Origin of the sequence: uncultured Anaerovibrio sp. (assembly GCA_902786545.1) — a bacterium.
In the GTDB taxonomy this organism is placed as follows: Bacteria; Bacillota; Negativicutes; order Selenomonadales; family Selenomonadaceae; genus Anaerovibrio.
Window position 1 is genome coordinate 1 of record CADACU010000003.1, and the last position, 26144, is coordinate 26144.

25 protein-coding genes, 1 other RNA gene, 2 pseudogenes and 1 riboswitch are annotated in these 26144 nt (G+C 46.4%); of the genes and pseudogenes, 2 read left to right on the forward strand and 26 right to left on the reverse strand.

Annotated features, from left to right (window positions below):
- The 18 genes from QZV24_RS00965 to QZV24_RS01050 all read right to left on the reverse strand — a co-directional run.
- On the reverse strand, positions 1–353 hold a 353-nt coding region (locus QZV24_RS00965; RefSeq protein WP_294518820.1), incomplete at its 3' end, for a hypothetical protein.
- A gap of 109 nt (positions 354–462) precedes the next feature.
- Positions 463–1086, reverse strand: a complete 624-nt coding sequence (locus QZV24_RS00970) for a MotE family protein (protein WP_294518823.1) — start codon at positions 1084–1086, stop codon at positions 463–465.
- Positions 1087–1107: 21 nt separating this feature from the next.
- Positions 1108–1677: a lytic transglycosylase domain-containing protein gene (locus tag QZV24_RS00975; protein WP_294518826.1), complete on the reverse strand. Its 570-nt coding sequence runs from the start codon at positions 1675–1677 to the stop codon at positions 1108–1110.
- Between the two features lie 34 nt (positions 1678–1711).
- Positions 1712–2161: a flagellar export protein FliJ gene (fliJ, locus tag QZV24_RS00980; RefSeq protein WP_294518829.1), complete on the reverse strand. Its 450-nt coding sequence runs from the start codon at positions 2159–2161 to the stop codon at positions 1712–1714.
- Between the two features lie 24 nt (positions 2162–2185).
- On the reverse strand, positions 2186–3493 hold the full coding sequence (fliI, locus tag QZV24_RS00985; protein ID WP_294518831.1) for a flagellar protein export ATPase FliI: 1308 nt from the start codon (positions 3491–3493) through the stop codon (positions 2186–2188).
- Positions 3493–4275: a FliH/SctL family protein gene (locus QZV24_RS00990; protein WP_294518834.1), complete on the reverse strand. Its 783-nt coding sequence runs from the start codon at positions 4273–4275 to the stop codon at positions 3493–3495. The genes fliI and QZV24_RS00990 overlap by 1 nt, the downstream gene beginning before the upstream one ends.
- Complete coding sequence (gene fliG, locus QZV24_RS00995) at positions 4268–5284, reverse strand: flagellar motor switch protein FliG (protein ID WP_294518991.1); 1017 nt, start codon at positions 5282–5284, stop codon at positions 4268–4270. Before fliG ends, QZV24_RS00990 begins: the two co-directional genes overlap by 8 nt.
- 11 nt (positions 5285–5295) lie before the next feature.
- Positions 5296–6885, reverse strand: a complete 1590-nt coding sequence (gene fliF, locus QZV24_RS01000) for a flagellar basal-body MS-ring/collar protein FliF (RefSeq protein ID WP_294518838.1) — start codon at positions 6883–6885, stop codon at positions 5296–5298.
- A 44-nt stretch (positions 6886–6929) separates the two neighbouring features.
- Positions 6930–7232, reverse strand: coding sequence for a flagellar hook-basal body complex protein FliE (fliE, locus tag QZV24_RS01005; RefSeq protein WP_294518994.1), 303 nt, complete (start codon positions 7230–7232; stop codon positions 6930–6932).
- 13 nt (positions 7233–7245) lie between these two features.
- A complete protein-coding gene (gene flgC, locus QZV24_RS01010) occupies positions 7246–7704 on the reverse strand; it encodes a flagellar basal body rod protein FlgC (RefSeq protein WP_294518840.1) in 459 nt (152 codons plus the stop codon).
- 41 nt (positions 7705–7745) lie between these two features.
- A complete protein-coding gene (gene flgB / locus QZV24_RS01015) occupies positions 7746–8162 on the reverse strand; it encodes a flagellar basal body rod protein FlgB (protein ID WP_290655764.1) in 417 nt (138 codons plus the stop codon).
- A gap of 349 nt (positions 8163–8511) precedes the next feature.
- A complete protein-coding gene (gene codY / locus QZV24_RS01020) occupies positions 8512–9315 on the reverse strand; it encodes a GTP-sensing pleiotropic transcriptional regulator CodY (RefSeq protein ID WP_294518845.1) in 804 nt (267 codons plus the stop codon).
- 138 nt (positions 9316–9453) lie between these two features.
- Complete coding sequence (hslU, locus tag QZV24_RS01025) at positions 9454–10842, reverse strand: ATP-dependent protease ATPase subunit HslU (protein ID WP_294518849.1); 1389 nt, start codon at positions 10840–10842, stop codon at positions 9454–9456.
- 18 nt (positions 10843–10860) lie between these two features.
- Positions 10861–11403, reverse strand: coding sequence for an ATP-dependent protease subunit HslV (gene hslV / locus QZV24_RS01030; protein ID WP_294518852.1), 543 nt, complete (start codon positions 11401–11403; stop codon positions 10861–10863).
- 17 nt (positions 11404–11420) lie between these two features.
- Complete coding sequence (gene trmFO / locus QZV24_RS01035) at positions 11421–12731, reverse strand: methylenetetrahydrofolate--tRNA-(uracil(54)-C(5))-methyltransferase (FADH(2)-oxidizing) TrmFO (RefSeq protein ID WP_294518855.1); 1311 nt, start codon at positions 12729–12731, stop codon at positions 11421–11423.
- Positions 12724–15018 (reverse strand): type I DNA topoisomerase, encoded by a 2295-nt coding sequence (topA, locus tag QZV24_RS01040; RefSeq protein ID WP_294518858.1) that lies wholly within the window; start codon positions 15016–15018, stop codon positions 12724–12726. Before topA ends, trmFO begins: the two co-directional genes overlap by 8 nt.
- Positions 15019–15033: 15 nt before the next feature.
- Positions 15034–16134, reverse strand: a complete 1101-nt coding sequence (gene dprA, locus QZV24_RS01045; protein WP_294518861.1) for a DNA-processing protein DprA — start codon at positions 16132–16134, stop codon at positions 15034–15036.
- A 213-nt stretch (positions 16135–16347) separates the two neighbouring features.
- Complete coding sequence (locus QZV24_RS01050) at positions 16348–17400, reverse strand: nicotinate phosphoribosyltransferase (protein WP_290655777.1); 1053 nt, start codon at positions 17398–17400, stop codon at positions 16348–16350.
- Positions 17401–17682: 282 nt separating this feature from the next.
- On the opposite strand from QZV24_RS01050, the gene QZV24_RS01055 reads away from it, so the two are divergent.
- Positions 17683–18042 carry a dihydropteroate synthase gene (locus QZV24_RS01055; protein WP_294518866.1) on the forward strand — a complete coding sequence of 120 codons (360 nt, stop codon included), beginning with the start codon at positions 17683–17685 and terminating at the stop codon, positions 18040–18042.
- 80 nt (positions 18043–18122) lie between these two features.
- Complete coding sequence (gene folB, locus QZV24_RS01060; RefSeq protein WP_290655782.1) at positions 18123–18485, forward strand: dihydroneopterin aldolase; 363 nt, start codon at positions 18123–18125, stop codon at positions 18483–18485.
- Between the two features lie 150 nt (positions 18486–18635).
- Here the strand turns inward: folB and QZV24_RS01065 are convergent, their stop codons facing one another.
- The 8 genes and pseudogenes from QZV24_RS01065 to dnaG all read right to left on the reverse strand — a co-directional run bounded on the left by QZV24_RS01065 (position 18636) and on the right by dnaG (position 26006).
- Positions 18636–19298, reverse strand: a complete 663-nt coding sequence (locus QZV24_RS01065) for a C40 family peptidase (protein WP_294518870.1) — start codon at positions 19296–19298, stop codon at positions 18636–18638.
- A 5-nt stretch (positions 19299–19303) separates the two neighbouring features.
- A riboswitch (cyclic di-AMP (ydaO/yuaA leader) is annotated at positions 19304–19460 on the reverse strand.
- A 25-nt stretch (positions 19461–19485) separates the two neighbouring features.
- Positions 19486–19865, reverse strand: an RNA gene (gene rnpB / locus QZV24_RS01070) — RNase P RNA component class A.
- An 81-nt stretch (positions 19866–19946) separates the two neighbouring features.
- Positions 19947–20597: a thiamine phosphate synthase gene (thiE, locus tag QZV24_RS01075; protein ID WP_294518873.1), complete on the reverse strand. Its 651-nt coding sequence runs from the start codon at positions 20595–20597 to the stop codon at positions 19947–19949.
- Position 20598: 1 nt separating this feature from the next.
- Positions 20599–21411, reverse strand: a complete 813-nt coding sequence (locus QZV24_RS01080; protein ID WP_294518876.1) for a Nif3-like dinuclear metal center hexameric protein — start codon at positions 21409–21411, stop codon at positions 20599–20601.
- The gene (locus QZV24_RS01085) at positions 21408–22082 is read right to left on the reverse strand and encodes a class I SAM-dependent methyltransferase (RefSeq protein ID WP_294518879.1); all 675 of its coding nucleotides are present in this window, start codon (positions 22080–22082) and stop codon (positions 21408–21410) included. The genes QZV24_RS01080 and QZV24_RS01085 overlap by 4 nt, the downstream gene beginning before the upstream one ends.
- An 82-nt stretch (positions 22083–22164) precedes the next feature.
- Positions 22165–22887, reverse strand: a pseudogene (gene rpoD, locus QZV24_RS01090) (RNA polymerase sigma factor RpoD); the annotation flags it as partial.
- 327 nt (positions 22888–23214) lie between these two features.
- Positions 23215–24171 (reverse strand): annotated as a pseudogene (locus QZV24_RS01095) (sigma-70 factor domain-containing protein); the annotation flags it as partial.
- Positions 24172–24209: 38 nt separating this feature from the next.
- On the reverse strand, positions 24210–26006 hold the full coding sequence (gene dnaG / locus QZV24_RS01100; protein WP_294518882.1) for a DNA primase: 1797 nt from the start codon (positions 26004–26006) through the stop codon (positions 24210–24212).
- Positions 26007–26144 lie beyond the last annotated feature (138 nt).

Genomic DNA, 26144 nt, shown 5'->3' on the forward strand with positions numbered 1-26144 from the left:
ACAGCGGCTAAATTCTCAGCTGCATCACCAAGCTCATCAACATCGACTGCTACAGTTTCCTCGGCGGCCAACTCGGTTTTTTCTTCAGCACCGCCAGACTCTTTGCCAACTGTGTCTGCCTTGGCCTCCTTGGTCGGCAGTGTCTCGGCTGCAGCCGCCTTGGCTTCCTGCTGCATAACAGCAGCCTTGTCATCCGCTGAAGCATTTTTCAGCTCTGAGGAAAAATCCTTTCCCTGCTGGCTGGTAGCTGTACTCCGGCTATCAACTGACGAAACCGCTTTAACAGAATTCACACCATTAGCTGCCACCGCTGGGGCTGAAGCAAAAAGATTTGCACTGATGTTTGTTCCCATATATTCACCTCCTTAAAAATAATAAATAATTTATGATAACCACCATATGGCGGCAATCAGCTATAGAATAATTATACCTGTCAATTATTAAACTACCATTAAGTATAAATTAATTATTATTAGCATTTGGATTTTGTTCCTGCTCAGTGATTGGTGGGTTCTGCATCGGCCGTTTTGGCAGGCCATTGTACATAATCTTGGTGATATTGGCCGCCCGGTCGGTATCAAACTTGGTAAGCACCTGCGATACCTGAGACTCATCCATCTTTTGCAGAATGGATATAACAATATCATCCTCCATACCCTCCAAAATCTTGGCGGCATCCTCCGGCTTCATCTCGTTATAGAGACGGGCCAGCTTGGAAACACGCTTCTTTTCCGCTGCCAATCTTTCCTTGGTCTGCTTTTCAATTTCTTCCTTGCTCAAAACCACCGGCTTGGATTTTTTCTGTACCTTTTTATCATCTTTTTTTTGCTCGTTTTTCTTCACGGCTTCATCCACTGATGATTGCTCAGGAGCTGGCTTGACGAAATATTCACCGATAATTGGCATATCGTACAAGGCATATTTTTCATTCATCTCATTGGAATCAATGAGGCGGAAATAAATCCCGATAAAGAAGCCTGCAATTATCAAAATCAATAAAACAATCAAAATGATGATAATCTTCAATATTCTTTTGAATTTCCCCGGCTTTTTGCCATTTTCTTCATTTTCTTCCAAATCTGCCATTAAATTCACCCTATATTACTATTATCGATAAATATCCAATACCTTATTAACATAATTCTGGGTTTCCTGATAAGGCGGAACCCCGTCATAATCCTTAACAGCCTGAGGACCGGCATTGTACGCCGCTACAGCCTTCTTCACATCACCGTTAAAGGTGTCCAGCATCTGTCTGATGTATTTGGTTCCCCCATCAATATTTTGCTGCTTATTGTACGGGTCAACCCCCAAAGCAGCGGCCGTATCTGGCATAAGTTGCATTATTCCCACGGCTCCGGCAGAGGAAACCGCTGCCTGATTGCCACCGGATTCTGTCTGGGCAATAGCAGCTACCAGCTTCGGATCCACATTATATTTCTGAGCCGCAGCACTGATTATGCTGCCAGTATCCCCAGCGAAGCTAGTCGGAGTAACGGTTTTTCCACTGAAATCCATGGAAGGATTCAGCCGCCCCTCAGCCGCCTTTAGCTCAGCAGCAAAAGAATTGGCCTTTCCCACAGCATTTTTGTTGTACGCCTGTTTATTTAGACCAAATCGGTTATTCAGTTCCTCAATCCGCTGGACTACACTTTCCAGCCCTTCAATCCGCATCATATACACTCACCGCCAAATCACAATAGATTAGCTTTTATGCCATATTCCGGAAGTACAGCTGCCCACCGATTTCGTCCAAAAGCTTTTGTTCCTCAAAAAGAACCTCGGCCATATATTGATGAAACCGTTTTTCCTTCAACTGCTCAATGCTTTTCAGCTTGTTCATTATTTTTACCAGCTCAGTCATCCGTTGCTGACGCTCAGCCTGACACTCCATAATGTGTCGCTGCTGCTGTTCGATCTGCTCACGCTTCCAGTTAAAAAAGCTGTTGTAGGTCATAAGTGTGCCTATGGTAATGGAACCTTTGCTGGTAAGGGCATCATAGTCCCTGTGTCCTTGGGCCATCTGTTCCAACAGCTCATCCAAATGGTGTCTGGCCTCCTCCAGCTTTTTAGTAGCGGTGGCCAACTCAACCTGAGCCTGGTCCTTATTCATTTTGGTAACCTTCAAGAGGGTTTCCAGCTGAAATCTAAATTTCTTCACAGCACACTCCCCTCCCAACAATAATTAAATTTCCTCCAGACGCCTGATGGTATCCTCGAAGCTTTCCACTTCAAATACCCCCTGGCACAGGAAATCATTTATTTTGTCAATCTTCTCCACTGCTTCATCAATCTTGGCACTGGAGCCCTTTACATAGGCTCCGATATGGATAAGATCCTCTGCATCCTTATACACGGCCATCAAGGCCCGAAGTTTACGGTTGGCATCCATATGCTCATCAGGCACTACCGCTGACATAACACGGCTGACGCTACTGAGCACATCTATAGCCGGAAAATGGTTTTGCGCGGCAATGTTTCGTGACAGTACAATATGACCATCCAAAATACTTCGCACCGCATCAGCAATTGGCTCATTCATATCATCGCCATCCACCAATACGGTATAAATACCGGTAATAGACCCCTTTTCACTAGTGCCGGCCCTTTCGAGCAGTCTTGGCAACAACGCAAACACAGAAGGTGTATAACCTCTGGTCGCTGGTGGTTCACCAACAGTCAAACCAACCTCACGCTGCGCCATAGCGAATCGGGTAACCGAATCCATCATCAGGATAACCTTGCGGCCCCGGTCCCGGAAATATTCCGCAATAGCCGTCGCAGTCATTGCCCCCTTGATACGCACCAAAGCTGGTTTATCAGAGGTAGCCACCACTACTACAGACCGTTTCAGACCTTCCTCACCCAAATCGCGCTCGATAAATTCCTTTACCTCACGGCCACGCTCTCCCACCAGAGAGATAACACTTATGTCAGCCTCGGTATTTCTGGCTATCATACTTAACAATGTGGATTTCCCCACGCCACTGCCGGCCATAATGCCGATACGCTGTCCCTGGCCCATGGTGATAAGGCCATCAATGGCCCGCACTCCTACATAGAGGGAATCGGTAATAACCGGTCGATCCAATGGTGCGGGAGGGTCAGCCTGCAACGGATATTCCTCCTGACAAAGAATCGGGCCCTTGCCATCTATTGGATTACCAAGACCATCTATTACCCGTCCCAACAGCTCCGGTCCAACCCGAACCTGTAGGACCTTCTGGGCAGATACAACCTCACAGCCTGGTCCTATCCCCTTGGAATCACCCAATGGCATCAAGAGGACAAAGCCATCCCGAAAGCCTACCACTTCAGATGGCACCGGCTCCACATCAGGAAAGTGCGACTTAACATAGCACAACTCACCCATGCTGACATTTGGTCCCTGGCATTCAATAACCAGGCCGACCATCTGCACAACCTTGCCCACCATCTTCATGGACTTGCAATTTTCTATTGCATCAGTAAACTTTTTCAGGTTGATTTCCATTATTTCATAACATCCCTAATAGACTGTTTAACTGCTTCCAGCTGTGTTGACAGCTTGGCATCTATGGTACCGTTGGGCGATTCCAACACGCAATCGCCCACGGTTAGGGTTTCATCAGATACAATTTCCAGCTCCGCCTTGCCTTCCATCTTGGCCAGAAACTCGGTCCGGGCCATCAGTACCAGCTCATAAACCTCCGGAGCTACCCGTATTTTTACACTCGGCTGATCCTTAACCTTTTCAATGGCATTCTGTACCAAAGGAAGTACCAGCTGAGGCACATCAATAAAATGCTGGGGTATAACCTTATCGGCTACATCCATAACAATTTCGGCAATAGTATTTTCCGCCTTGGTAACATAGTCAAGGGCTTCTTCCTGAGCCTGTTTAATGGTATTTTCAGCTTTGGCGTTAGCATCCAAAATAATATGGTGCTGTTCTTCCTTAATCTGTTCCATACCTTCCTGACGGCCAAGCTCAATGCCTTCCTGACGCCCAGCTTCCTTGGCTTCATTCTGTATTTGGTCAGCCTGCTGCCTAGCTTCTTCAACAAGCTTGTCAGCTTCAGTTCTGGCTTCCTGTTTTATGATTTCACTGGCAATCTTGGCATCCTTGAGCATCTGGTCCGCTCTTTCTTCCTTTTGGCGGATGTTACGCATTATATTTTCCCGCGTTTCATCATCCATATCAACGGCTTCCTCAACCGCAGGACGCTCGAATTTGGGTGTATCCACAATATGAGGATCTTCCTGCCAGACAACACCCTTTAGAACCCTAGACAATCATCTCGTCTCCCTTTCCACGAGAAATAACAATTTCGCCCTTGTCTTCCAGCTTCCGGATAACATTTACAATACGCTGCTGAGCTTCCTCAACATCACGAATCTTAACAGGACCCATGAACTCGATTTCTTCACGCAGCATATCGCCGGCACGCTTGGACATATTCTTGAATACCTTGGCCTGAACATCCGGATTGGTTGCCTTGAGGGCCAAGGAAAGATCCTTGGTGTCCACCTCGCGGAGTACCATCTGGAGAGAACGGTCGTCGATCATTACAATGTCCTCGAATACGAACATGAGCTTCTTGATTTCTTCGGTAAGCTCCGGATCGTCAACCTCCAAGGCCTCAACAATGGCTTTTTCGGTAGTACGGTCAACCCTATTGAGTACCTCAACGATGGACTTGACACCACCAGCATCGGTGAAGTCCTGAGTAACCAGCGATGAAAGCTTCCGCTCCAATACCCGCTCAACCTCACGCAATACCTCTGGCGAGGTACGGTCCATTACAGCTATTCTTTTAGCAACCTCAGCCTGCCGTTCATTTGGCAGAGACGACAATATGGTTGCCGCCTGATCAGGCTCCAGATAAGCCATAATCAAGGCTATAGTCTGAGGATGCTCATTTTGTATAAAGTTTAACAACTGGGCCGGGTCTGTTTTATGCAGGAAGTCGAACGGCTTAACCTGCAGGCTGGTAGTGAGCCGGCTGATAATAAGGGAAGCCTTCTCGGAACCCAGAGCCTTTTCCAGTACATTTTGTGCATATTCCAGACCACCAGTGGAGAGATAATTTCTCGCCATAAGCATCTGGTAAAATTCGCTGATAACCGCCTTTTTCTGTTCGGCAGAAACCTGCTTCTGATTGGCGATTTCCAAGGTCAGCTTTTCAATTTCCTCATCGTTCATATGCTTGAACAGCATAGCAGAATACTCTGGACCGAGCGTTATGAACAGAACTGCCGCCTTTTGCGTGTTAGTCAGTTCAGGCTCTTTTTCAGAATACATATCCATTGTCATCAATCCTCCGACAACCAGGTCTTAATAAGCAAAGCAACCTCGGCAGGCTTGTTGCGGATGAGATCCTCGATGAACTGGCGCTCGTTGATATGTTGCTGTTCCTCTGGGGTAAGCTCTTCCGGCTCAACCTCGCCGGACTCAATAGCAGCAGCACGCTCTTCCATCTGACGCTGTCTCTCTTCCTCTTCCAGTCTTGCCTGCTCTTCGGCGGCTTCTCTTGCCAAGCGTTCCTGCTTGCGCTTTCTCATAATGTAGAAGCCCACAATCAAAGCGATAATCAGTACTATCAAAGCTATGGTAATGTACATATTTCTTGCCTGACGATCTTTTTCAGCCTGCTCCTCCGCAGCCCGTCTGTCAGCAAGCTCTGTACTGAATGGCAATGGTTCAACGGATACGGTATCGCCCCGGTCCTGATTGATTCCCACAGCCGAAGAAACGGAACGCATAATGCTTTCCTGCTGAGCCGGAGTGATATCCTCATTGACCAAAACAGCGATATTTACCCGCCGGATAGACCCTGGAGAAGCAACTGTCTTCTCCTTTTCCTCATTTATCTCATAGTTCTTGGTAGATTCCTTCTTGGAATAATTGGCATTTGTATTATTTTCAACAGCCACATAACCAGGTACATTGGACTGGGTACCGGCTGGTCCTCCAGGATTATTGGATGTGCCGTTGTAAGATTCATTTACAATCTGTTCACTACGAATAATACCGGATTCATCCACTACAGGAGTGAATGTCTGTTTATCAGTCTGACGCTGGTCAAAATCCAGTTCTACATTAACCCGGACATAGGAGCGGCCTTCACCCAAAGCCTGATCCAACAAGGTCTGAACATCCTTTTGCATACGCTCCTGAACCTTGCGGGTCATTTCCAGCTGGGTCATGGTCTGCATGCTTACATTATGTTCTTCATCATCATCCGGATCGTTTAATATCTTGCCGGTTTCATCAACAACGGTAATGTTCTCCGGCATCAGCCCTTGAATACTGCGGGATGCCAGATTAACAATACCCTTGATTTCTTTCTTATTTAACTGGGTATTCGGCTTCAGCTTCAACATAATGGATGCTGTAGCCGGTTTTTCATTTTTCTTGTATAAGCTGTCCTCCGGCAGAACAATGTGAACCCGGGCCTTCTCTACTGCCTCAATCTGCTCGATGGTTCTGGTGAGTTCGCCCTGCAGTGCCTGAAGATAATTTACTTTGTTTTGAAATTCCGTAACGCCCAGCTTGCTATCATCAAATATCTCAAACCCCTTGTTACCATGAGGTAATCCCTCGGTAGCAAGGTTCAATCTAGCTTCATGGACATCAGCAGAAGGTACAAGTATAGTGGTACCCTGCTTGGTTTCCTGAACTTCATATGTAACTTTACTTTCCTTCAGCTTTGCGGCGACTTCACCGGCATCCTTGGTTTCCATATTAGTAAACAAGGGAACCATATCCGGTTTGCCACCAAACATAAAGCTGCCCGCCAAAACAGCCACCAAAAGCAACACTACGCCGCCAATGGCCATATAGCGCTGCCGCTTGGTGAGTTTTTCCCAGAGCTGAAGGTATTTTTCTTTCCATTCGCCCATTTTCTCAATCCCTTCACTATGCTTTGCTTAATGAAGACAGAAAATCAAACCTGCATACGCATAATTTCCTGATAAGCCTCTACGGCTCTATTTCTGACCTGAAGGGTGAGCTGGACTGCGATATCTGCTTTTTCAGCAGCAACAACAACCTGCGATATATCCTCAACCTGACCTGCCGCTAATGCCGCCTTCAGTCGCTCTGACTCTTTTTCCAGGGCATTAACATTGCCAAGAGCATCACCAAGATATTCACCAAAGCTCTTGACTACAGGTGGTTCCTGAGTTTCTCCCAAATGACTCTCCGCATGCATGGAAACCGGGGTCATCTGTAATGGCTCTATCTGCATCATGTCACCTCATTTATTTGCTTATATTCAAGGCCTGAGAGGCCATACTCTTCGCTGCATTGATAGTGGTTACATTAGCTTCGTATGCTCTGGAAGCCGTAATCATATCCACCATTTCGTTTACTATGTTTACATTCGGCAATTCTACATAACCATCAGCATTGGCATCCGGATGGCCAGGATCATATACCAGCTTGCCCTGGGTGTTGTCTTCCTGTATGGCAACCGCCCGTACACCATCGCCGCTCTTTTTGCCAAACTCGCTTTTTGCAATCTCACCTGACAGCACTCTGGCAAAATTTTTATTGTGCAGCTCCCTTGGCTCAAAAACAACAAACTTGCGTTTAAAAGGGCCGCCCTTTTCCGTTCTGGTTGTATTGACATTAGCTATATTATTGGATATAACATCCATTCTGAGACGCTCTGCTGTAAGCCCTGAAGCTGCTGCGTCTATGCCACCGAACATACTCATAAGCCATTCTCCATTCTGTATTTATGAAAGATAATAAATAATTACTTGCTGGTTATGATGGTCTTGACCTTCTGGAAGTGAGACCCCATCTCCTTGGCCAAGGCGTTAAAATAAATCTGGTTCTTGGCCAGATTAGCCATTTCCTTGTCAATATCTACATTATTCTTGTCAGTACGCATTGTAGTGCTGGTATCCATTATTACCTCCGGCATAGCCCGTCCTTTCATCGGTATAGGCATATGTCTGTCATGGGTTCTTACCACCTCAAGCTTGCCCTGCTCATCAAACAAGCCCAATTCCTTGGCCAACAGGCTTTCAAACACCACATCACTCTTTTTGAACTTAGGAGTGTTGACATTGGCTATATTATTGCTTATTACTTCGTGTCGTAAATTGGCAGCAGACATACCTCGGGACATATAATCAATCACTGGTGCATTAACCAACTGGTCTAACATCTGCTCTCACTCTCCTCATACGAAATGCCCTGTCGCAAAACTATTTTATTGCACAAGTATACACAATACTACTATTCTACACTTAACAATAAAACTCCTTGTATATTCTACCATTTTTCCTTGTTTTTAAGAAGAAATATCTTGCTATTTTGTGTAAAAAGTTGATTTTTGTGACTTTTGGCTTATTTTTGGGGCTAATTATTTTTCAAACACTCGATATAATGGCCTACTTATTTTTAAACGCAAAAGCAGGGTGCCTTGTATTCAAGCTCCCTGCTTTCACAAACTACAAGTATTCATAGCGGCAATCCTGTGCCGCCAGTAAACAGTACCATTGTCTGCCAATATTTTAGAATTTAATTCCCTTTTCCCGTGCCAGTTCCCGTATCCCGTCCAAGAGGTACTCATTCTTGATCTGGATATGGGTTCCTTTCATGCCTTGGGACTTAGGTATGACGATACCAGCCACCTTCAGCTTTTTAAGCACACTTACTATTACAGAACGGGAAACCAAATCATTGTCATCTGATATCTGCGATGCATTTATCGTGCCTTCATTGTCGCCCAACGCCCGGAATATGGCAATTATCGCTTCTTCCTCTGAAACGGACAATTCCTTGAGGGTAGTCTTGACAGCCTTGTATTTCAAGGACTCCTCCTGAATTTTTCCGGACCGCTCATGCAGCATACCGATGCCGACGACCGCTGCACCATATTCGGCCAACAGCAAATCATCATTGGTAAAATCTTCATTATATCTGGCTACCACCAGAGTCCCAATCCGCTCATCGACCCCATATATTGGCACGATTGTCGTGTTTTTCCCGTGAAACTTACACTTGGTTTCAGAATCATCCACAAAAGCACAAAGCCCCGACTTGGAACGGAGATTGGCAGAAGTCTCATTTATTTTATTCAGCCAGTTCACATAATGGCGTGGAAACTGCCCCTCCGAAACCACATTATCCATCATCAGATCACATTCAAAATCATCCTGAAGGGCATATCCGCGAATTTTTCCATCAACATCCACTATATATGTATTAGCATTGATAACATTGCTCAACACTATTGCCACTTCATTGTATTCGACCGTATGAAACCGCTGAAGCACTTTGTTTATTTTTCTTGTTCTTTCTAACAGTGTCGCCATCCTTCATCCTCCCAAAAATTAAAAATATTTTACCATTTTTGTGAAATATATTCTATCACAAAAAACAAAAATAATCACAATAATTTTGTGATTATTTTTGCAATATTATAAATCTTTTAAATATTCACTTTTTATGCATCAAAGAATAAACTGACTGACATCCTGATTAACTACGATTTCTGATAAAGCTTTATCCACATAGGCCTCGTCGATAACCACCTGGCTCTCCTCCAGATCCGGTGCATCAAAGGACAGCTCCTCCAATAATTTTTCCAAAATGGTGTGCAACCGGCGGGCACCGATGTTTTCATTTTGATTGTTGACCTCACAGGCCAGCTTGGCCAAGCGGTCAATAGCACCATCAGTGAATTCCAGTTCAATCCCTTCTGTTCCCATCAAAGCTTTGTATTGCTTTATCAAAGCATTCTGTGGCTCGGTGAGGATACGCTTGAAATCCTCCTCCGTAAGGGAAGTCAATTCCACCCGAATCGGGAAGCGCCCCTGCAGCTCCGGAATAAGATCCGATGGCTTAGCCATATGGAAAGCTCCGGCTGCAATAAAGAGAATGTGATCAGTTTTCACTGGTCCATATTTGGTCATAACAGTAGATCCCTCCACGATTGGCAGAATATCTCGCTGTACACCTTCTCTGGACACATCGTGTCCACCGCTGTTGCCGCTGACAGCCACCTTATCAATCTCATCCATGAATACAATACCACTGTTTTCAGCCAGCTTCACCGCTTCCTCGGTAACCTCTTCCATGTCGACCAGCTTCATGGCTTCCTCCTGCTGGAACAGCTTGCGGGCGGCTTCAACCGTCACCTTGCGCTTCCGGTGTTTTTTCGGCATCATTGAACCCAACATATCCTGCAGGTTATCGCCCATCCCTTCCAAGGAGGAACCGGCGAACATCCCGACAATAGGTTTGTTGTTATCTTCCACATCAATTTCAATCAGCTGATCCTCATACTCGCCAGCCAACAGCTTTTTACGGCACCATTCCCGGCCAGCCTGATATTGTTTAGGCTCAGCTTCGCCTGATTCCTGCTCTTCATTTTCCGACACGCCAAATAGCTGCCCGAAGGGATTGACCACGGATTTCTTTGGCTCCGGCACCATTACATCCAAAATCCGTTCCTCAGCCAACTCTGCCGCTTTTTCCTGAACTCCCTCCAAACGGGCGGAACGAACCATACGAACCGAGGTTTCAGCCAAATCACGGATAATGGACTCCACATCACGGCCCACATAACCCACCTCAGTAAACTTGGTAGCTTCAACCTTAATAAAAGGCGCCTGTACCAGCTTGGCCAGACGGCGGGCAATTTCTGTTTTCCCCACACCAGTTGAGCCAATCATCAAAATGTTCTTTGGTACAATGTCATCCTTCATGCTCTCGCTGTCCAGCTGACGGCTGCGCCACCGGTTTCTAAGGGCAATGGCCACAGACCGTTTGGCATCCTTTTGCCCTACAATGTATTTATCTAAAGCCTCAACAATTTGTCTTGGTGTTTGTTCATTCATGAATATGTTCCCCCAAAATCACTCTATTTCTTCAACCTTAATATTGTGGTTGGTATATACACAAATATCTGCGGCAATGGTCAGGGCCTCTTTGGCAATTTCTGCCGCTGACAAATCAGTATGCTTTACCAGAGCCCTAGCTGCTGACAGGGCATAAAATCCACCGGAGCCAATAGCCCCCACCCCGCCATCCGGTTCAATTACCTCACCATTACCGGAAATCATCAGGAGATTATCCTTGTCAGCCACCAGCAACAAGGCCTCCAATTTGCGAAGCACCTTATCGGTACGCCACTGCTTGGCCAGCTCCACTGAAGCCCTTGGCAGATTTCCATTGTAGGTCTCCAATGTGGCCTCAAATTTTTCAAAAAGGGTAAAGGCATCTGCCACCGAACCGGCAAACCCAGCCAGAACCTTGTCATGGTATAGTCGGCGCACCTTACGGGCATTGGCCTTCATTACAGTATTCTGGCCAAAGGTAACCTGGCCGTCACCGGCAATGGCCGTTTTTCCATTATGCTTAACGGCAACAATAGTAGTTGCATGAAATTGATTATCCATAAAAGTCTCCTTCGCCATTACAGCTGCTGTTTAAATTCATCCAAAGTAGCCAGGGCCCGTTCGGCTATGCGCTGCTTTTTCAGCTTTTTATCCCGTATTTTCTCCTTTATCGGAGACATAATGCCAAAATTAACATTCATTGGCTGAAAATGTTTGGCTGGTGCTGTGGTAATGTAATGACATAAGGAGCCATGGGCCGTTTCCTGGGGAAATACCACCGGTTCCTTGTCCTGACACAGCCTTGCCGCATTGATACCGGCTACCAGTCCAGATGATGCCGACTCGACATAGCCCTCTACACCAGTCATCTGTCCGGCAAAAAACAGTTTGTCATTATCCTTGAACTGCATGGTGGGCCGCATAGTCTCCGGCGAATTGATAAAGGTGTTCCGATGCATTACTCCGTACCGGACAAATTCAGCATGTTCCAGTCCGGGAATCATACCGAATACCCGCCGCTGCTCCGGCCATTTTAAATGGGTCTGAAACCCTACAATATTGTAGAGCGTTCCTTCTGCATTATCCTGCCGCAGCTGCACCACGGCATAGGGCAGCTTACCATCGGCTGGGTTTTCCAGCCCCACCGGCTTCAATGGCCCAAACAGGAGAGTATCCTCCCCCCGGGAAGCCATCTCCTCCACAGGCATACAGCCTTCAAAGAATTTTTCTTTTTCAAAATTATGGGTTGGGGCTTTTTCCGAATTGACCAATTCAGTCCAAAAATTATGATATTCTTCCTTATTCATCGGGCAGTTGATATAGGCTGCCTCCCCCTTGCCATAGCGGGATGCTTTCCAGGCTTTGGTCATATCCACAGAGTCCAGGGTAACAATTGGCGCCGCTGCGTCATAAAAATACAAATATTCCTGCCCCATAAGAGTACCAATGGCCTCAGCCAGCTTTCCTTCCGTCAGCGGGCCACTGGCCACAATGGTAACTGCATTTTCTTCCTGAGGAATAGCCTCCACCTGCTGGTAAATCACCTTTATCAGCGGATGGTTGGAAACCCTGTCCGTAATATACTGACTAAAGCCTACCCGATCTACGGCCAAAGCTCCACCAGCCGGCACCTTGGTAGCATCCGCCGCCTCCATTATAATGGAACCAAGACGGCGCATCTCTTCCTTTAATACGCCTACGGCATTTTCCAGTCCAGCTCCCCGCAGGGAATTACTGCAGACCAACTCCGCAAACAGCCCTGTTTTATGCGCTGGTGTATTGGTCTGAGGGCGCATTTCATAGAGGTCAACCTGTATACCTCGCTGGGCCGCCTGCCAGGCTGCTTCACTCCCTGCCAGGCCAGCACCTACCACGATAATTTTATCCATTCTTTCCCTCTTTTGCTTTTTCTGCTTTCTTTTGTTGTTTTTCCAATTCTTTATTGATTGGATTATCTATTCTTGTTTCACACTGGTCGTTATAGCAATACAAAATCCCCCGACCATTGCGATAATAATGCTTTAACTGCAAAGAGCCGCACTTAGGGCATTTTTCGGCCTGAGGAACATCCCAGGTGGCAAAATCGCACTCAGGATAATTTTTGCAACCATAAAAACTCTTACCTCGTCGGGTTTTTCTTTCTACTATGCTGCCTCCACATTTAGGACAGTGCAGTCCAGTATCCCGCAGCAACGGCTTGGTACAACGGCAATCCGGGAAGCCTGGGCAAGCCAAAAATTTGCCAAAACGCCCCTGTTTTACCACCATCATCCGACCGCAAACATCGCACGGCACATCTGATACTTCTACCGGCAGCTCCACATGACCAATTGCCTCATCAGCTTTCTCCAATGTCTCTGAGAATGGGCCATAAAAATTTCTTAACAGGGCAGTTTTGTCCAGTGTCCCTTCCGCAATGCTGTCCAGCTCATTTTCCAGCTCAGCACTGAACTTTACATCCACGATATCACGGAAATACTCCTTCAGCATTTCAACCACTACCCGGCCTAATTCTGTTGGCTGGAATGACTTGCTGACGCGCTGAACATACCCACGGGTCAGAATAGTTTCTATGATAGGTGCATAGGTGCTTGGCCGACCAATGCCTTCCTCTTCCAGTACCTTTACCAATGAGGCATCGTTATATCTGGCTGGCGGTTCAGTGAAATGCTGTACCGGCTCCACCTTGGTCAGCTTGATTTCATCTCCGGCAGACAACTCCGGCAATACCACATCTTTTTCATTGGCCTCAACGCCGGCATAAACTGCCATAAAGCCAGGGAATTTTAGCTTCGAACCAGAGGATTTCAATGTAAATTCACCGGCCTTCACCTTTTTCCCCTGAGCCTGATTTGTGGTAGCAACTGCAATCATATCATATACTGCCGGCACCATCTGACAGGCAATAAACCGTTGCCAAATCAACTGATACAGCTTGAACTGATCCTTGCTGAGATATTTTTCAATGGACGCAGGTGCCAGCATAACACTGGTCGGCCGAATAGCCTCATGGGCATCCTGCGCTTTTTTCCCTGCCTGATAAACATTTACCTTGGCCGGATAATATTTGTCACCAAAATTGGTGAGAATATACTCCTTGGCCTCCTGTACTGCCTGCTCCGAAATTCGGGTGGAATCAGTACGCATGTATGTAATAAGACCGACCGGCCCCTTCCGTCCCAGTTCTATACCTTCATAGAGCTGCTGAGCCACCATCATGGTGCGTTTGGAAGTAAAGCCTAATTTTCTGGCAGCATCCTGCTGCATGCTGCTGGTGGTGAACGGAGCAGCCGCCTTGCGCTTGCGCTCTGTCTTCTTGACATCCTTCACCAGCCATTTGCAGGCTTCCATTTTCTCCTGTATTTTTTTGGCGTCACCACCGTTATTTATATCCAGCTTCTTGCCGTCAATGTGGGTCAGCTCCCCGGCAAACTGATGTGACTTACCATGTTTCATCTTGGTGCCAATGGTCCAATATTCCTCTGACACGAAATTGATGATTTCATCTTCCCGCTCACATATAAGCTTTACAGTAACCGACTGAACCCGTCCGGCACTAAGCCCCTTGCGAACCTTGCGCCAAAGCAGTGGACTGAGCTTATAGCCCACAATCCGATCCAGCATTCGTCTGGCCTGCTGAGCATCCACCCGGTCAATATTGATTGGGTGTGGCGTCTTTATCGCATCCTGAATAGCACTTTTGGTAATTTCGTTAAACACAATGCGGCAATCCGAGGATGCATCTATATCAAATATATGGGCCAAATGCCAGGCAATAGCCTCTCCCTCCCGGTCCGGGTCGGAAGCCAAATATACTTTGTCCGCCTTGCTGGCTTCTTTTTTCAATTCTTTAATAAGGGCACCCTTGCCGCGGATATTTATATATTTGGGCTCAAAGTCATGATCCACATCAATGGCAAACTGACTTTTTGGCAAATCCCGCAAGTGCCCCATGGAGGCCTTTACCACATACCCCTTCCCCAAATAGCGTTCAATGGTTTTGGCCTTGGTTGGTGATTCCACCAGCACCAGAGTATTTTTTACTGGTTTATCAGCCTTGGTGCGTTTCTTTGCGGTAGTTTTTTTTGCTGTAGTCTTTGTTTTTGTAGCACTTTTCCCCTTAGAACTACTCTTAACTGCTTTCTTTATATTTTTTTCATTTTGGGTGGTAGCCACAAAATGACCCCCTTTTTATTTTCTCACATACCGATGAGCCCCATCACTCTGCACCAGCCCCCGCAGCTCCATCTGCAGCAGATGGTAAGACACGCGGGCCGGTGTAGCTTCAGTCAGCTGATAAAGTATATCATCAACCGACATTGGCTCATCAGGTGTCAACAAGGAAAAAATTTTCTCCTCATCCTTTGATAATACAAAATCTTTTTCCATCTTACCATTTTTTTTTGATAAAGTCTTTAATTTTATTTTATCCCTATACTCTGATATTATATCCTCACTGTCAAGTACCAATTTAGCTCCCTGCTGAATAAGCTTGTTGGAACCCCGGCTGCCACAAGCGAAAATACTGGCCGGAACCGCAAAAACATCCCGCCCGGCCTCCAGGGCACACACAGCTGTTATAAGCGATCCACTCCGTTCAGCGGCCTCCACCACTAATGTCCCCAACGACATACCACTAATAATCCGGTTCCGGGCCGGGAAATTGTGTTTTAGTGGCGGTGTTCCCGGTAAATACTCCGAAATAACAGCTCCCGTTTCAGAAATTTCTGCCAATAAATTTGCATTAGTGGGTGGATAGGCAATATCAACCCCACATCCCATAACTGCCTCGGTAATACCAACAGATAAAGCCCCCTTATGACTTTCTGTATCCACACCATAGGCACCGCCGCTGACTACCGAAAACCCCCGGCTGGCCAAAGCAACACTAAATCGCTCGGCTGCCGCCCGACCATAAGGAGATATTTTTCTTGACCCAACCATTGCAATGCGCGGCAAGTCATTACCTAACCGGCCACGATAAAACAGCACATAGGGCGGAGTATCGATTTCCCGCAAAAGTGCCGGATACTCATCATCATCAATACTGCATAGGGAAATATGTTTCTTTTGGCAAATGGTGGCCACTTGGTAGGGGAGGTCTTTGTTGCTGCTCCGGTAAGCCAGAAATCTTTCCAGTTGATTTCCCTGCAGAACATGTGCGAATGCCAACTCCTTTTCCCTGGCCATCCATATACTTTCTCCACTGCCAAAAACATCCAGCAATTTTTTTAATGGCTCGCCGGCAATATCCATAATATTTTGTAACACGCTTAAATAATACTTTTCCATTTTTCACCTCTATTTAATATTTTAATAATATTTAGTATTTTATTTAATAATATTAAATTTTGTGCATTTTGAAAAGCATTATCTTAAGAATGACAAAACTGGGAGCGGATAATATATCCACTCCCAGCCCATACTATTCAGTAAACAATTCGTCCCAAAAAGCGTACAGTACCATGGCAAACACCATCGCCCATATCACTATATCCCCCATAATTACACTTCCTCAAGACGCGGATTGTCACTATAGGCCCGGCCAGCCTTGGCACATGGCTTGCCATCAACCAAAACAATATCAGCCGTAAAATCCGCATTGGTTGCAAAAATATTACTGCCCACTGCATACACATCTACTGGCACATTATTGGTTTCAAACAACCGGATACGCTCTGGGTTAAAGCCACCGGATACCATAATCTTTACATGGTTGAATCCTTCTGCATCCAGCGCTTCCCGAACATTGCGTACCAGCTGTTCATTAACCCCGGTTGGCTTGAAATGTCCCATCTGACCGATAAGTGATTTATCCACCATTTTTTCCGAAGTATCCAGACGCACACCATACAGCTTATCACCCAACTCACGGGCCACCTTCAGACTGGTCCCGACACAATCATTGTTAAAATCCACCAATGCCACCCGATTGATTTTCGGGTCAATGTATTCATCAAACATCTGGGTTGCCTTCAGGGTATCCCCGCCACACGCAGCAATCAGTGCGTGAGGAATAGTACCAGCCGCCTCAATGCCCCAGGTCAGGGCGTTAGCCGGCGTAGATACATTGGCCATACCGCCGATTTTGGCCGCATAGCCATCCCCCTTTTGCACGGCGTAATGATCAAACCGGGATGGGAAGAACAATACCGGTTTACCATTGGCCGCTTCAACTGCCCGGGCACAGTTGGTAGCCACCTTGGTCTGGCGGGCAATTATCCCCAGATAGACCGTTTCCAAATGGCTGAAATCCGCCAAATCCCCCTCAATGGTCATAACAGTCTCCCAAGGCTCGATTTTATCACCATCATGGAGGGCACGAATCTTTATTTTCTCCGGATGATAAGCGCACCGCTTAATAAGGGCAATGGCCTCATCAATACCGCAAAGGGTTGCATAATCCCGCTGGAAAATCTGCATCGTTACCCGCGGATGATAATTGGCATGGTTTAAAATCTCCTGAGTCCGCAGGAAATAAATATCACTATACAAACCGCTCTTAATCTCGTCTACCGGGAAATCAAAGCTTTCTGGATTAAGTCGCTTTTTTGCCATAATAAAGATGCCTCCTATATTATAATTAGGAATTAGGGATTAAATGTTGGAAGGCAAGTACATCTCCCAATTCATAATCCATAATTACTGTGTGTTACCTGACACTTTATTATGATACAATGAAAGCAAAGTCAAGGCAATAGTAAAATGAGACTTATTCAGTAACAGTTTTGCGCTGCCACTGATTTTAGTCCAATCAATCCACTGCTTAACGGGTGCTCATCGGCGTATACAGAAACAGGCCCTCGCCCCCATCAGCATTGGACATAAGGAGAATTTTTAATGGAAAGCACTATAAGTATTTTAAATCCAGCCACTGTATCCGATATTGAGCAGGAGCTTCGCTCCATCGGTGTATCCCATCGCGGTACAGATATAATGAAGGAAAAGCTTATTTTCTATGTTATAAAGCTTGAAAAAGTGGATACCAGGGCTGCCAATATTTTAAAACAGACCATGTTGAGCAAGGGAGCTGAAGCGGCGGTTTCTGCCGGAACAGTAAATCTCAGTGCCAGCCATACCGATGTGATAATTGGAGCAACAAGACATCAGCTGCGCCAAGCCATAATCCGATTAAAGGAACAGCCATGGGGGCTGCGGGAAATTGCCGAACAGCTGGAAAGCTTTTTCGATATAAAGTGATTTCTTGCAGGAAAATAATTACTATTGGCGAAATATAATATTTACACGAGAATATTGCAACGAAGGGGGAGCTGATTTTAGTGGCAAAAATCAAGATTGTAAATATGATGTTCTACGGTTTTCATGGTATGTATGAATATGAACGGGAGCAGGGCCAAAAGTTTTATTTTGATGTTGAGGTTACTACCAGAAACGATAAAGTGGTCGAATCAGATGATGTAGCAGACACCATCGATTCCAGTACTATTTATGCTGCAACCAAGGAAGCGGTAGAAAATAAGCGTTTTCATCTGTTACAGGCTTTGGGTGGACACATCGGTGACAAGCTGATAGCTCAGCACCCAGTCGTTGATGAAGTTAAGGTAACTATCCGCAAACAGTATGTACCTATTCCCGGACCACTGGATTATGTGCAGATTGAGGTTGTCCGGAAGGCCGAATAAAGGCTTATCGAAAAAGGATTGTCCTAGATGGACAATCCTTTTTTACTGCAAAAAATTATAGGGATGGACCTCATCCGTCGGACATAGTCCGCCACCTTTCCCAAAGGTGAAGGCAAAAAAATTGGCGAAGCATACGCTTCGCCCAAATTTTTAAAGAATTCTTCGTGCACCGATGTAGCAAGAACCCCAGTAACCACTGTACAGGGAATCAATTGCAACGCCACGGCTGGAAGATGCATTGATGAAGGATCCATCGCCGAGATAGATACCAACATGGGATGCACCATAATCGTATGTGGAGAAGAATACCAGATCACCTGGAATCAACTCACCACGGGATACCGGCATACCAATTTCATACTGGGCATCTGCCGTGCGTGGAAGATAGATTCCTGCGCTGGCAAACACATAACGCACATAGCCGGAGCAGTCAAAACCGCTAGGGCTCGTGCCACCAAATACATAAGGCACACCGATGTAATTCATGGAATTGGCAATGATACGACGGGACACAGAATTAAAGCTACGACTAACCTGTGGCATCTCTCTGCCCATCAAAGCTGAATAAGTGGTAGGTCCAACCAAACCATCAGCCTCCATGCCCTGAGTACTCTGGAAATTCTTTACAGCCTCAACAGTAGCCGGACCGAAGTCACCATCTGCTACTACATCATAGCCAAGATTGGCCAGCTGGCCTTGAATTTCCGCTACCTCACTGCCCTGGTCTCCCATACGGAATGCATTAGCATTGCATACGGCAAAACAGCACACAAAAACCATGGATAGCGCCAATACGCGCATAATTTTACCCAAAAAGACACTCCTCTCTCTATACGCCTACGAGGTTAGCTGACGGGTTAGGGCAGAGAAGACTACCCTTTAAGACCATTCCTGCCAAAATAGGCCAGGCCGGTTTTCATTCACCCCAAAAATTGGTTCCCCCGCTCCGTGGGCTGGATTAGGCTTTCTTATAGATGTATAGCCCATCATTATTATTTATATTATGAGTGATCAATAAGCCGAGTTCTGTTCCGCTTGCGCGGCGACAATCATTTATCTGGATTGCCAGTTACCTGACAACTCTAGCGACACACCCGGAAGGTCAGCGGGCCACTTCATATCCTTCCCTATTCGGTCTTGCTCCATGTGGGGTTTATCAAGCCAGCCAGTCACCTGACTGCTGGTGCGCTCTTACCGCACCTTTCCACCCTTACCTGGTCAAGAAACTGTCATGCAATGACAACTCTTTAGCAGGCGGTTTCCTTTTCTATGACACTTTCCCTAGGGTCACCCCCGCTGGACGTTATCCAGCACACTGCCCTATGGAGCCCGGACTTTCCTCAAACGGCTAACACCGTCAGCGATTGTCTTTCACGCTCATAACAAGGACATTATACCACTGAGCCAAAACAGTGTCAAATCCTAGGACCTTAATCTGATTATATATTGATAATATTTTGATTATCTTTTGAGACTGTTGATTAGGTTTTGGATTTTATGTTCGATATCGTCAGCCTGTGTAATATCGGTAACTACAGCGAAATTTCGTGCACCATGTTCCCAAACCCGGAAAATATTTTCATCTTTTATTCCACCGATTGCGACAAAAGGCACAGCAGAATTGCCAGCCGCATATTCAACATAGGAAAAACCAACAGGCTGAGCTGTTGCTTTAGTCTTAGTCGCGAACACCGGCCCCACACCAATGTAATCAATTATGTTCTGCTTTTGGTTGGCAGCCTGCAGCTGCTGAGGAGAATGGGTTGATAACCCAATGACCATATCCTCCCCCACCAGCTCCCGCACCACTTCCGGTGGCAAATCATCCTGTCCGATATGCACACCATCAGCTTTTACTGCCAGTGCCAAATCCACAAAATCATCAATGATAAAGGCTGCACCATATTTTGCCGTGAGTTCCCGCAGCTGTACACATTCCTCATAACGGGCCAGCCCGCTTTTGGTCTTTTCCCGATACTGGATAAATTTCATTCCAGCTTTGAGCATAGCCGTTACAACCTCATAGTTGCTCCGCCCCTGTGAATCCTTCTCGGCGGTTATCCCATAAATTGGAAAAGCGTTAAAAAGGCTCATTGTTTCCTGTCGTGTCATATCAATTCTCCCTGTTTATCACCTGGAAAAAGTCCTGGGAAATATCATCCTCGATAACTTCGAGTTGCTCTCCCGTTTTAGCCAATTCATCCCGCAAATAGGCCGCAAGGGCCTTCACCATAGGGAATTCCGTGGCAAAATGTCCGGCATCAATGATATTTATCCCTTGCTTGAAGGCCTGTTGTGCCTCGTGATACTTTAAATCACCGGTAATAAATAAATCAGCCCCCCGAAAAACAGCTTTACTGATTAAATCTGCCCCAGCACCGCTGCACAAGGCCACCTTGCCAACTGTAGCCTTGCCCCCTCTTACCAGCCTGACATAACTGGTATTCAACTTTTGGCATAGGCTATTGGCAAATTGCTCCAGGGGAATCGACTCCCGGACATAGCCTATCCGCCCCATACTTTCCTCAGCATCTCCCTCGGTGGGGGCAAAGCCCTCAACCCGCTCCAATCCACAGAGAGCCGCCAATATATCGTTGCAGCCCCCCTTGGCAATGTCCAGATTAGTATGCGCCGAATACACAGCAATATTATGGCTAAGCAAGGTCTGTAACATTTTTCCATCGTAACTGTCGGTACGAATGGGCAACAATCCTTTAAAAAGCATCATAGGGTGGTGGCTGATAATCATATCCGCCTGTTCCCTTATAGCCAGCTCCACCACCGGCTGACTTACATCCAGACACACCAGTAGCTTGGACACCTTCTGCTCCGGGTTGCCCACCTGCAGACCAGGATTATCCCAGTGTTCTGCCAGGCGTTTCGGCGCCAGTTTTTCCAAAATCCCCATTACTCTTTGACACTTCATGGTAAATAATCCTCCAGCAATGATATTTTCCGTTGAATTTCAGCTAATTTGCCGGCTGTTTTGTCCCCACCCTTTGACAGACCATCTGCTATATTTTGTAAAACTGCCACATTGCCTTCAATATGCTCCAGTAAAAGTGGCACTTTATTGCTCAACAACACCGGTCCCAAGACCAGCTCCGCTTCCGACGGCATGGCTTTTGCCCCTGGAACTGCCTTGATTATCTGATAGATACGTCCATCAACCTTGGCCAGTTGTTCATCAGCAATGTGCCATTTATGATCATATAACCACTTCCGCAGATAATCCTGACCATTCTGGGGTTGTAATATGATACAACGCAAGCTTTCTACTATCTGAGGATGCGCGGTCAAAATATCCGCCTCCAGCTTGCCACCCATTCCAGCTATACACACTGCTTCCACCTCGCCGGGCTTTAAGGCAGCCAAGCCGTCTCCCTGCCGGACCTCTATTTCATCAATCCCCGCCTCTCGTATGGTACGGCGGGCCGCTTCACAGGGACCTTGGTTCAGATCCGCCGCGATAATCTTCCGATTGCTATTGGCTTTGTACAGAGCAATGGCCAAATAGGCATGGTCCGTACCAATATCGGCCACGCCGGCATCTTGCGGCACAAAATCAGCCACGGCCTGCAAACGGGCGTCTAACATATAATCACCTCATTGGGCTAAATCATAAAAGGGGACGGCGCAAGCAGTCCCCCTTAAATACATAACACTTTAAATTAAACTCTTAATCCAAGAAATCCTTCAGCTTCTTGCTACGGGTCGGATGACGCAGCTTACGCAATGCCTTGGCCTCAATCTGCCTGATGCGTTCCCGGGTAACCCCAAAGCTCTGCCCCACCTCTTCCAAGGTACGGGCCCGACCGTCCTCAATGCCAAACCTGAGCACCAAAACCCGGCGTTCACGGTCAGTCAGGGTATCGAGCACCTCAGTGAGCTGTTCCTTCAGCATCATAAAGGAAGCCTGCTCCGCCGGTGCTGGAGCATCATGGTCTTCAATAAAGTCACCAAGATGGGAATCCTCTTCTTCACCGATTGGTGTTTCCAAAGACACCGGTTCCTGGGCAATTTTCATAATTTCCCGAACCCGGTCCACACTGATATCCATCTTTTTGGCAATTTCGTTTGGCTTTGGATCTCGGCCCAAATCCTGTACCAATTGTCTGGTAACCCGAATAAGCTTGTTAATGGTCTCCACCATATGAACCGGTATACGGATGGTTCTGGCCTGATCAGCAATGGCTCTTGTAATGGCCTGTCTAATCCACCAAGTAGCATAAGTACTGAACTTATACCCCTTAGTATGGTCAAACTTTTCCACCGCCTTGATGAGTCCCAGATTACCTTCCTGGATTAAATCAAGGAACAGCATTCCACGGCCCACATAGCGCTTGGCAATACTCACTACCAAGCGGAGATTGGCTTCTGCCAACCGTTTCTGAGCATCCTCACCATTGGCCTTGGCCGTATACAGCTCCTGAATTTCACTGTCCGATAATGGGGCAATCTCAATTTCCACATTGCCCAAATCCTCATCGTACTTGGCAAAAACCTCGCTGTCGAAGTCCTCATCCTCCATAATGGTATCCTTGTACTGCCCCACAATGGATGTAATAATATCATTCTTCAGATGAAGATATTTACGGGCAACATTATTATTGTCCAAATTCAACAGCCTTGTCCATTCAGAAATCGGTCTTACACTGTCCCGACCGGACTTGCCATCTTTTTTCACAATGGAGTCCGCTGCTATACACAGTTCTGCCGAAACCCCGCTTTCCATCCGACGGGCCAGTTCTTTTTCCTCGGAACCGGTCAAAAGAGGTACCCGTCCAATTTCTTTCAGGTACATACGAACCGGATCATCTATGTTTACACCATCAGGTATATTTATGCCTACTTCAACATCAACATCATCGTCTTCATCAGGTTTATCAACATCATCGTCAGAAACATTGTCGTCAAAGGACACCTCAACGCCGTTCTTGCTGAATTTATCAACGATGATTTCATCCAACTCCTCCGGAGAAATATCCTGCTTTTGCAAGGCTTCCAATATCTCACCGGCAGTTATTTTATTGCCATTTATTCGTGCCTGTTCAACCAGTCCCGCTAAATTCTTAGCATCCTTTTCTTCAGCTGGCTCGGCCGGTTCGATGTTGGCCGCATCTTGGCTAGATTTAGCGTCTTTGGTCTTTACAGTTTTACCTTTTGAAGTGGACTTTCCCTTTGTCTTATCAACAGACTTGGTATCGCTCTCCTCAGCATCACCTTTTTGGACAGCAGGCTTGGCTGCTTTATCAGCCTTAGGTGCCTTGGCTGTCTTAGTACTCTTAGTAGCCTTTTTTTCGTCATCAGACTTTTCCGTTTTGGTGGCCTTAGCTACCTTAGTTGTCTTAGTAGCTTTAGCTGTCTTGGTCGCCTTGGTTGCTTCACTGTTTTTTTCTGCTTTTTGTTCAGCTGGCTTAGTTGCCTTGTCAGTTTTGGTTGACTTGGTCGCTTTAGCCGTACTGCTGGTCTTCTTAGCTTTAGCAACATCACCGGTCTTAGTGGCCTTGGCTTCCTTGGCTGGTTCACTTTCCTTGGACTTTTTGGCTGTTGCGGCGGTCTTTTTGGCAGGCGTTGCTTTCTTGGAAGCAGTGGCTCCCTTGACCTTCTTTACTTTTTCCTGCACTTCTGCCGCAACCTGCTCCACCACTTCAGGCTCTGCAGTCGTTTTCTTCTTAACAGCCATTGATAAACCTCCTTTCTATATATAATGTGCATTCACTATCAATCAACACTTTGTAATTCATCCATTTCTTGCTTTATTTTCTGACTGGCCGCCAGCTCATCCATATATCTTGCATCGCCCTGCTGATGTAATCTCTCAGCATTCATCGAATGCACCTCATACTGGCTTGCCAGAAAACTTCTTCTTAATTGGCGGACACAGGCCTCATATAGCAAGGAAATATCCTCCTCACCCAAATCCTCCACCAAAGAACGGGATAACTCAGCCGTAGCCTCATCGCCCAAATCAGACAGGCTCATTATGTCTTTTACCGGTTCGCCGGCCCGAAATTTTTCATTAAGGCCAGACAAGATTTGCCTGTGCACCGGATCAGGTACAGACTCCAACGGTACCATACTGATAAAATGGTCCAGTACAGCTGGTTCTTCCCACACCATACGAATAACGACCCGACCAGCCCGGCGTCCTGCATCATCCACTTGACGCACCACATTCTTCACATTCCGGCTGTCAGTCTGTCTGGTGCCATACCCATGACCCTTTTTAGTCAGTTCCACTAGTATATCATTTTCTGACACACTTAGCAACTTGGCCACTTTAGACACATAAGCACTGCGCTCGGCGGAATTTTTTATGTCACCCAAAACCGGCAACATCTCCGTCAAGGCCCTAAGGCGACCTTCCAGGCCACTCACATCACTGTGGGCCATAATATGTTTCAGACGAAAATCCACTACTGAAATGGCTTTGCTTACCACCTGGCGGAACTCCTCTGCCCCATGCTTTTGAATGAACTCATCCGGGTCCTTGCCATCCGGCAGCTGTACCACCTTAATCTGGGCATTAGTTTCTCCGGCTATCCCCAAGGCTCTGGCTATAGCTTCCTGGCCGGCATTATCACTGTCATAGCAAAAATAAATCGCCGGAGCATAACGCAAAAGCTTCTTGCATTGATCCACCGTAAAGGCCGTTCCCAGAGATGCCACCACATTTTTGATACCGGCAGCAAATACGGAAATAACATCCATATAGCCTTCCACTACCAGAGCAAAACCAGCCTGGGAAATATGCCGATGGGCCTTATCAAGACCAAAAAGCAATTTCCGCTTGTTGAACAGCATAGTTTCCGGTGAATTCAAATACTTTGGATTGCCTTCGGCAATAATCCGGCCACCAAAGCCACATATTCGGCTCCGCTCATCCATGATGGGTATCATAACCCGATTGCGAAACCGATCATATTCACCACCGCCCTGCTGTCGCTTCACCACAAGGCCGCTTTCCAGCAGCAGATCCTGGTTAACACCTCGTTTGGCAAAGGCATCAGTAAGCTTGTTCCAGGCATCCGGGGCAAAACCAAGTTGAAACTCTTCTATTATATCATCGCCTATGCCCCGTTTGTGAAAATATGCCAAGCCAGCCTTTCCATAATTAGTCATGGTCAGACAGTTATGGAAAAATTTACCGGCCATCTCATGCAATTCCCGCAGCTCATCCCGTTTTTTGTCCCGAGCTATCTCCGCCGGAGTTTTCTCCCGTTCCGGTAGAGGGATATTCAACCGCTCAGCCTGAAACAAAATGGCCTCATAGTAGGAAATATTTTCAATCAGGGATATAAACTTGAATATATTGCCACCTGTGTGACATCCAAAGCAATAGAAAAACCCCTCATCCGGTTTTACGGAAAACGACGGCGTATCCTCCTGATGGAATGGACAACAGCCCCAATACCGGTTTCCCTTGCGCTTCAGCTGCACATAAGTTGACACCACCGAAACCAGATCGGATTCACTGCGAACCCGCTCAACAAACTCATCTGGCAAAAACATTGCCATTCATACTCATCCTTTACTCAACACGAAAACAGTGCAAAGGCATAAAACCCTTTTGCACTGTTTATATTCAATAAAAAACTTAAATATCCTTTTTTTCTAATAATTTATCTTAAAATCGTAAAATAATTCTTGACAAAT

Bases quoted from the DNA above. Each gene is read 5' to 3' on its own strand.
- QZV24_RS00970 (WP_294518823.1), bottom strand. From the start codon at position 1,086: ATGGCAGATTTGGAAGAAAATGAAGAAAATGGCAAAAAGCCGGGGAAA.
- QZV24_RS00975 (WP_294518826.1), bottom strand. From the start codon at position 1,677: ATGATGCGGATTGAAGGGCTGGAAAGTGTAGTCCAGCGGATTGAGGAA.
- fliI (WP_294518831.1), bottom strand. From the start codon at position 3,493: ATGGAAATCAACCTGAAAAAGTTTACTGATGCAATAGAAAATTGCAAG.
- fliG (WP_294518991.1), bottom strand. From the start codon at position 5,284: ATGTATTCTGAAAAAGAGCCTGAACTGACTAACACGCAAAAGGCGGCA.
- fliF (WP_294518838.1), bottom strand. From the start codon at position 6,885: ATGGGCGAATGGAAAGAAAAATACCTTCAGCTCTGGGAAAAACTCACC.
- fliE (WP_294518994.1), bottom strand. From the start codon at position 7,232: ATGCAGATAGAGCCATTACAGATGACCCCGGTTTCCATGCATGCGGAG.
- flgC (WP_294518840.1), bottom strand. From the start codon at position 7,704: ATGAGTATGTTCGGTGGCATAGACGCAGCAGCTTCAGGGCTTACAGCA.
- flgB (WP_290655764.1), bottom strand. From the start codon at position 8,162: ATGTTAGACCAGTTGGTTAATGCACCAGTGATTGATTATATGTCCCGA.
- codY (WP_294518845.1), bottom strand. From the start codon at position 9,315: ATGGCGACACTGTTAGAAAGAACAAGAAAAATAAACAAAGTGCTTCAG.
- hslU (WP_294518849.1), bottom strand. From the start codon at position 10,842: ATGAATGAACAAACACCAAGACAAATTGTTGAGGCTTTAGATAAATAC.
- hslV (WP_294518852.1), bottom strand. From the start codon at position 11,403: ATGGATAATCAATTTCATGCAACTACTATTGTTGCCGTTAAGCATAAT.
- trmFO (WP_294518855.1), bottom strand. From the start codon at position 12,731: ATGGATAAAATTATCGTGGTAGGTGCTGGCCTGGCAGGGAGTGAAGCA.
- dprA (WP_294518861.1), bottom strand. From the start codon at position 16,134: ATGGAAAAGTATTATTTAAGCGTGTTACAAAATATTATGGATATTGCC.
- QZV24_RS01050 (WP_290655777.1), bottom strand. From the start codon at position 17,400: ATGGCAAAAAAGCGACTTAATCCAGAAAGCTTTGATTTCCCGGTAGAC.
- QZV24_RS01055 (WP_294518866.1), top strand. From the start codon at position 17,683: ATGGAAAGCACTATAAGTATTTTAAATCCAGCCACTGTATCCGATATT.
- thiE (WP_294518873.1), bottom strand. From the start codon at position 20,597: ATGACACGACAGGAAACAATGAGCCTTTTTAACGCTTTTCCAATTTAT.
- QZV24_RS01080 (WP_294518876.1), bottom strand. From the start codon at position 21,411: ATGAAGTGTCAAAGAGTAATGGGGATTTTGGAAAAACTGGCGCCGAAA.
- QZV24_RS01085 (WP_294518879.1), bottom strand. From the start codon at position 22,082: ATGTTAGACGCCCGTTTGCAGGCCGTGGCTGATTTTGTGCCGCAAGAT.
- dnaG (WP_294518882.1), bottom strand. From the start codon at position 26,006: ATGGCAATGTTTTTGCCAGATGAGTTTGTTGAGCGGGTTCGCAGTGAA.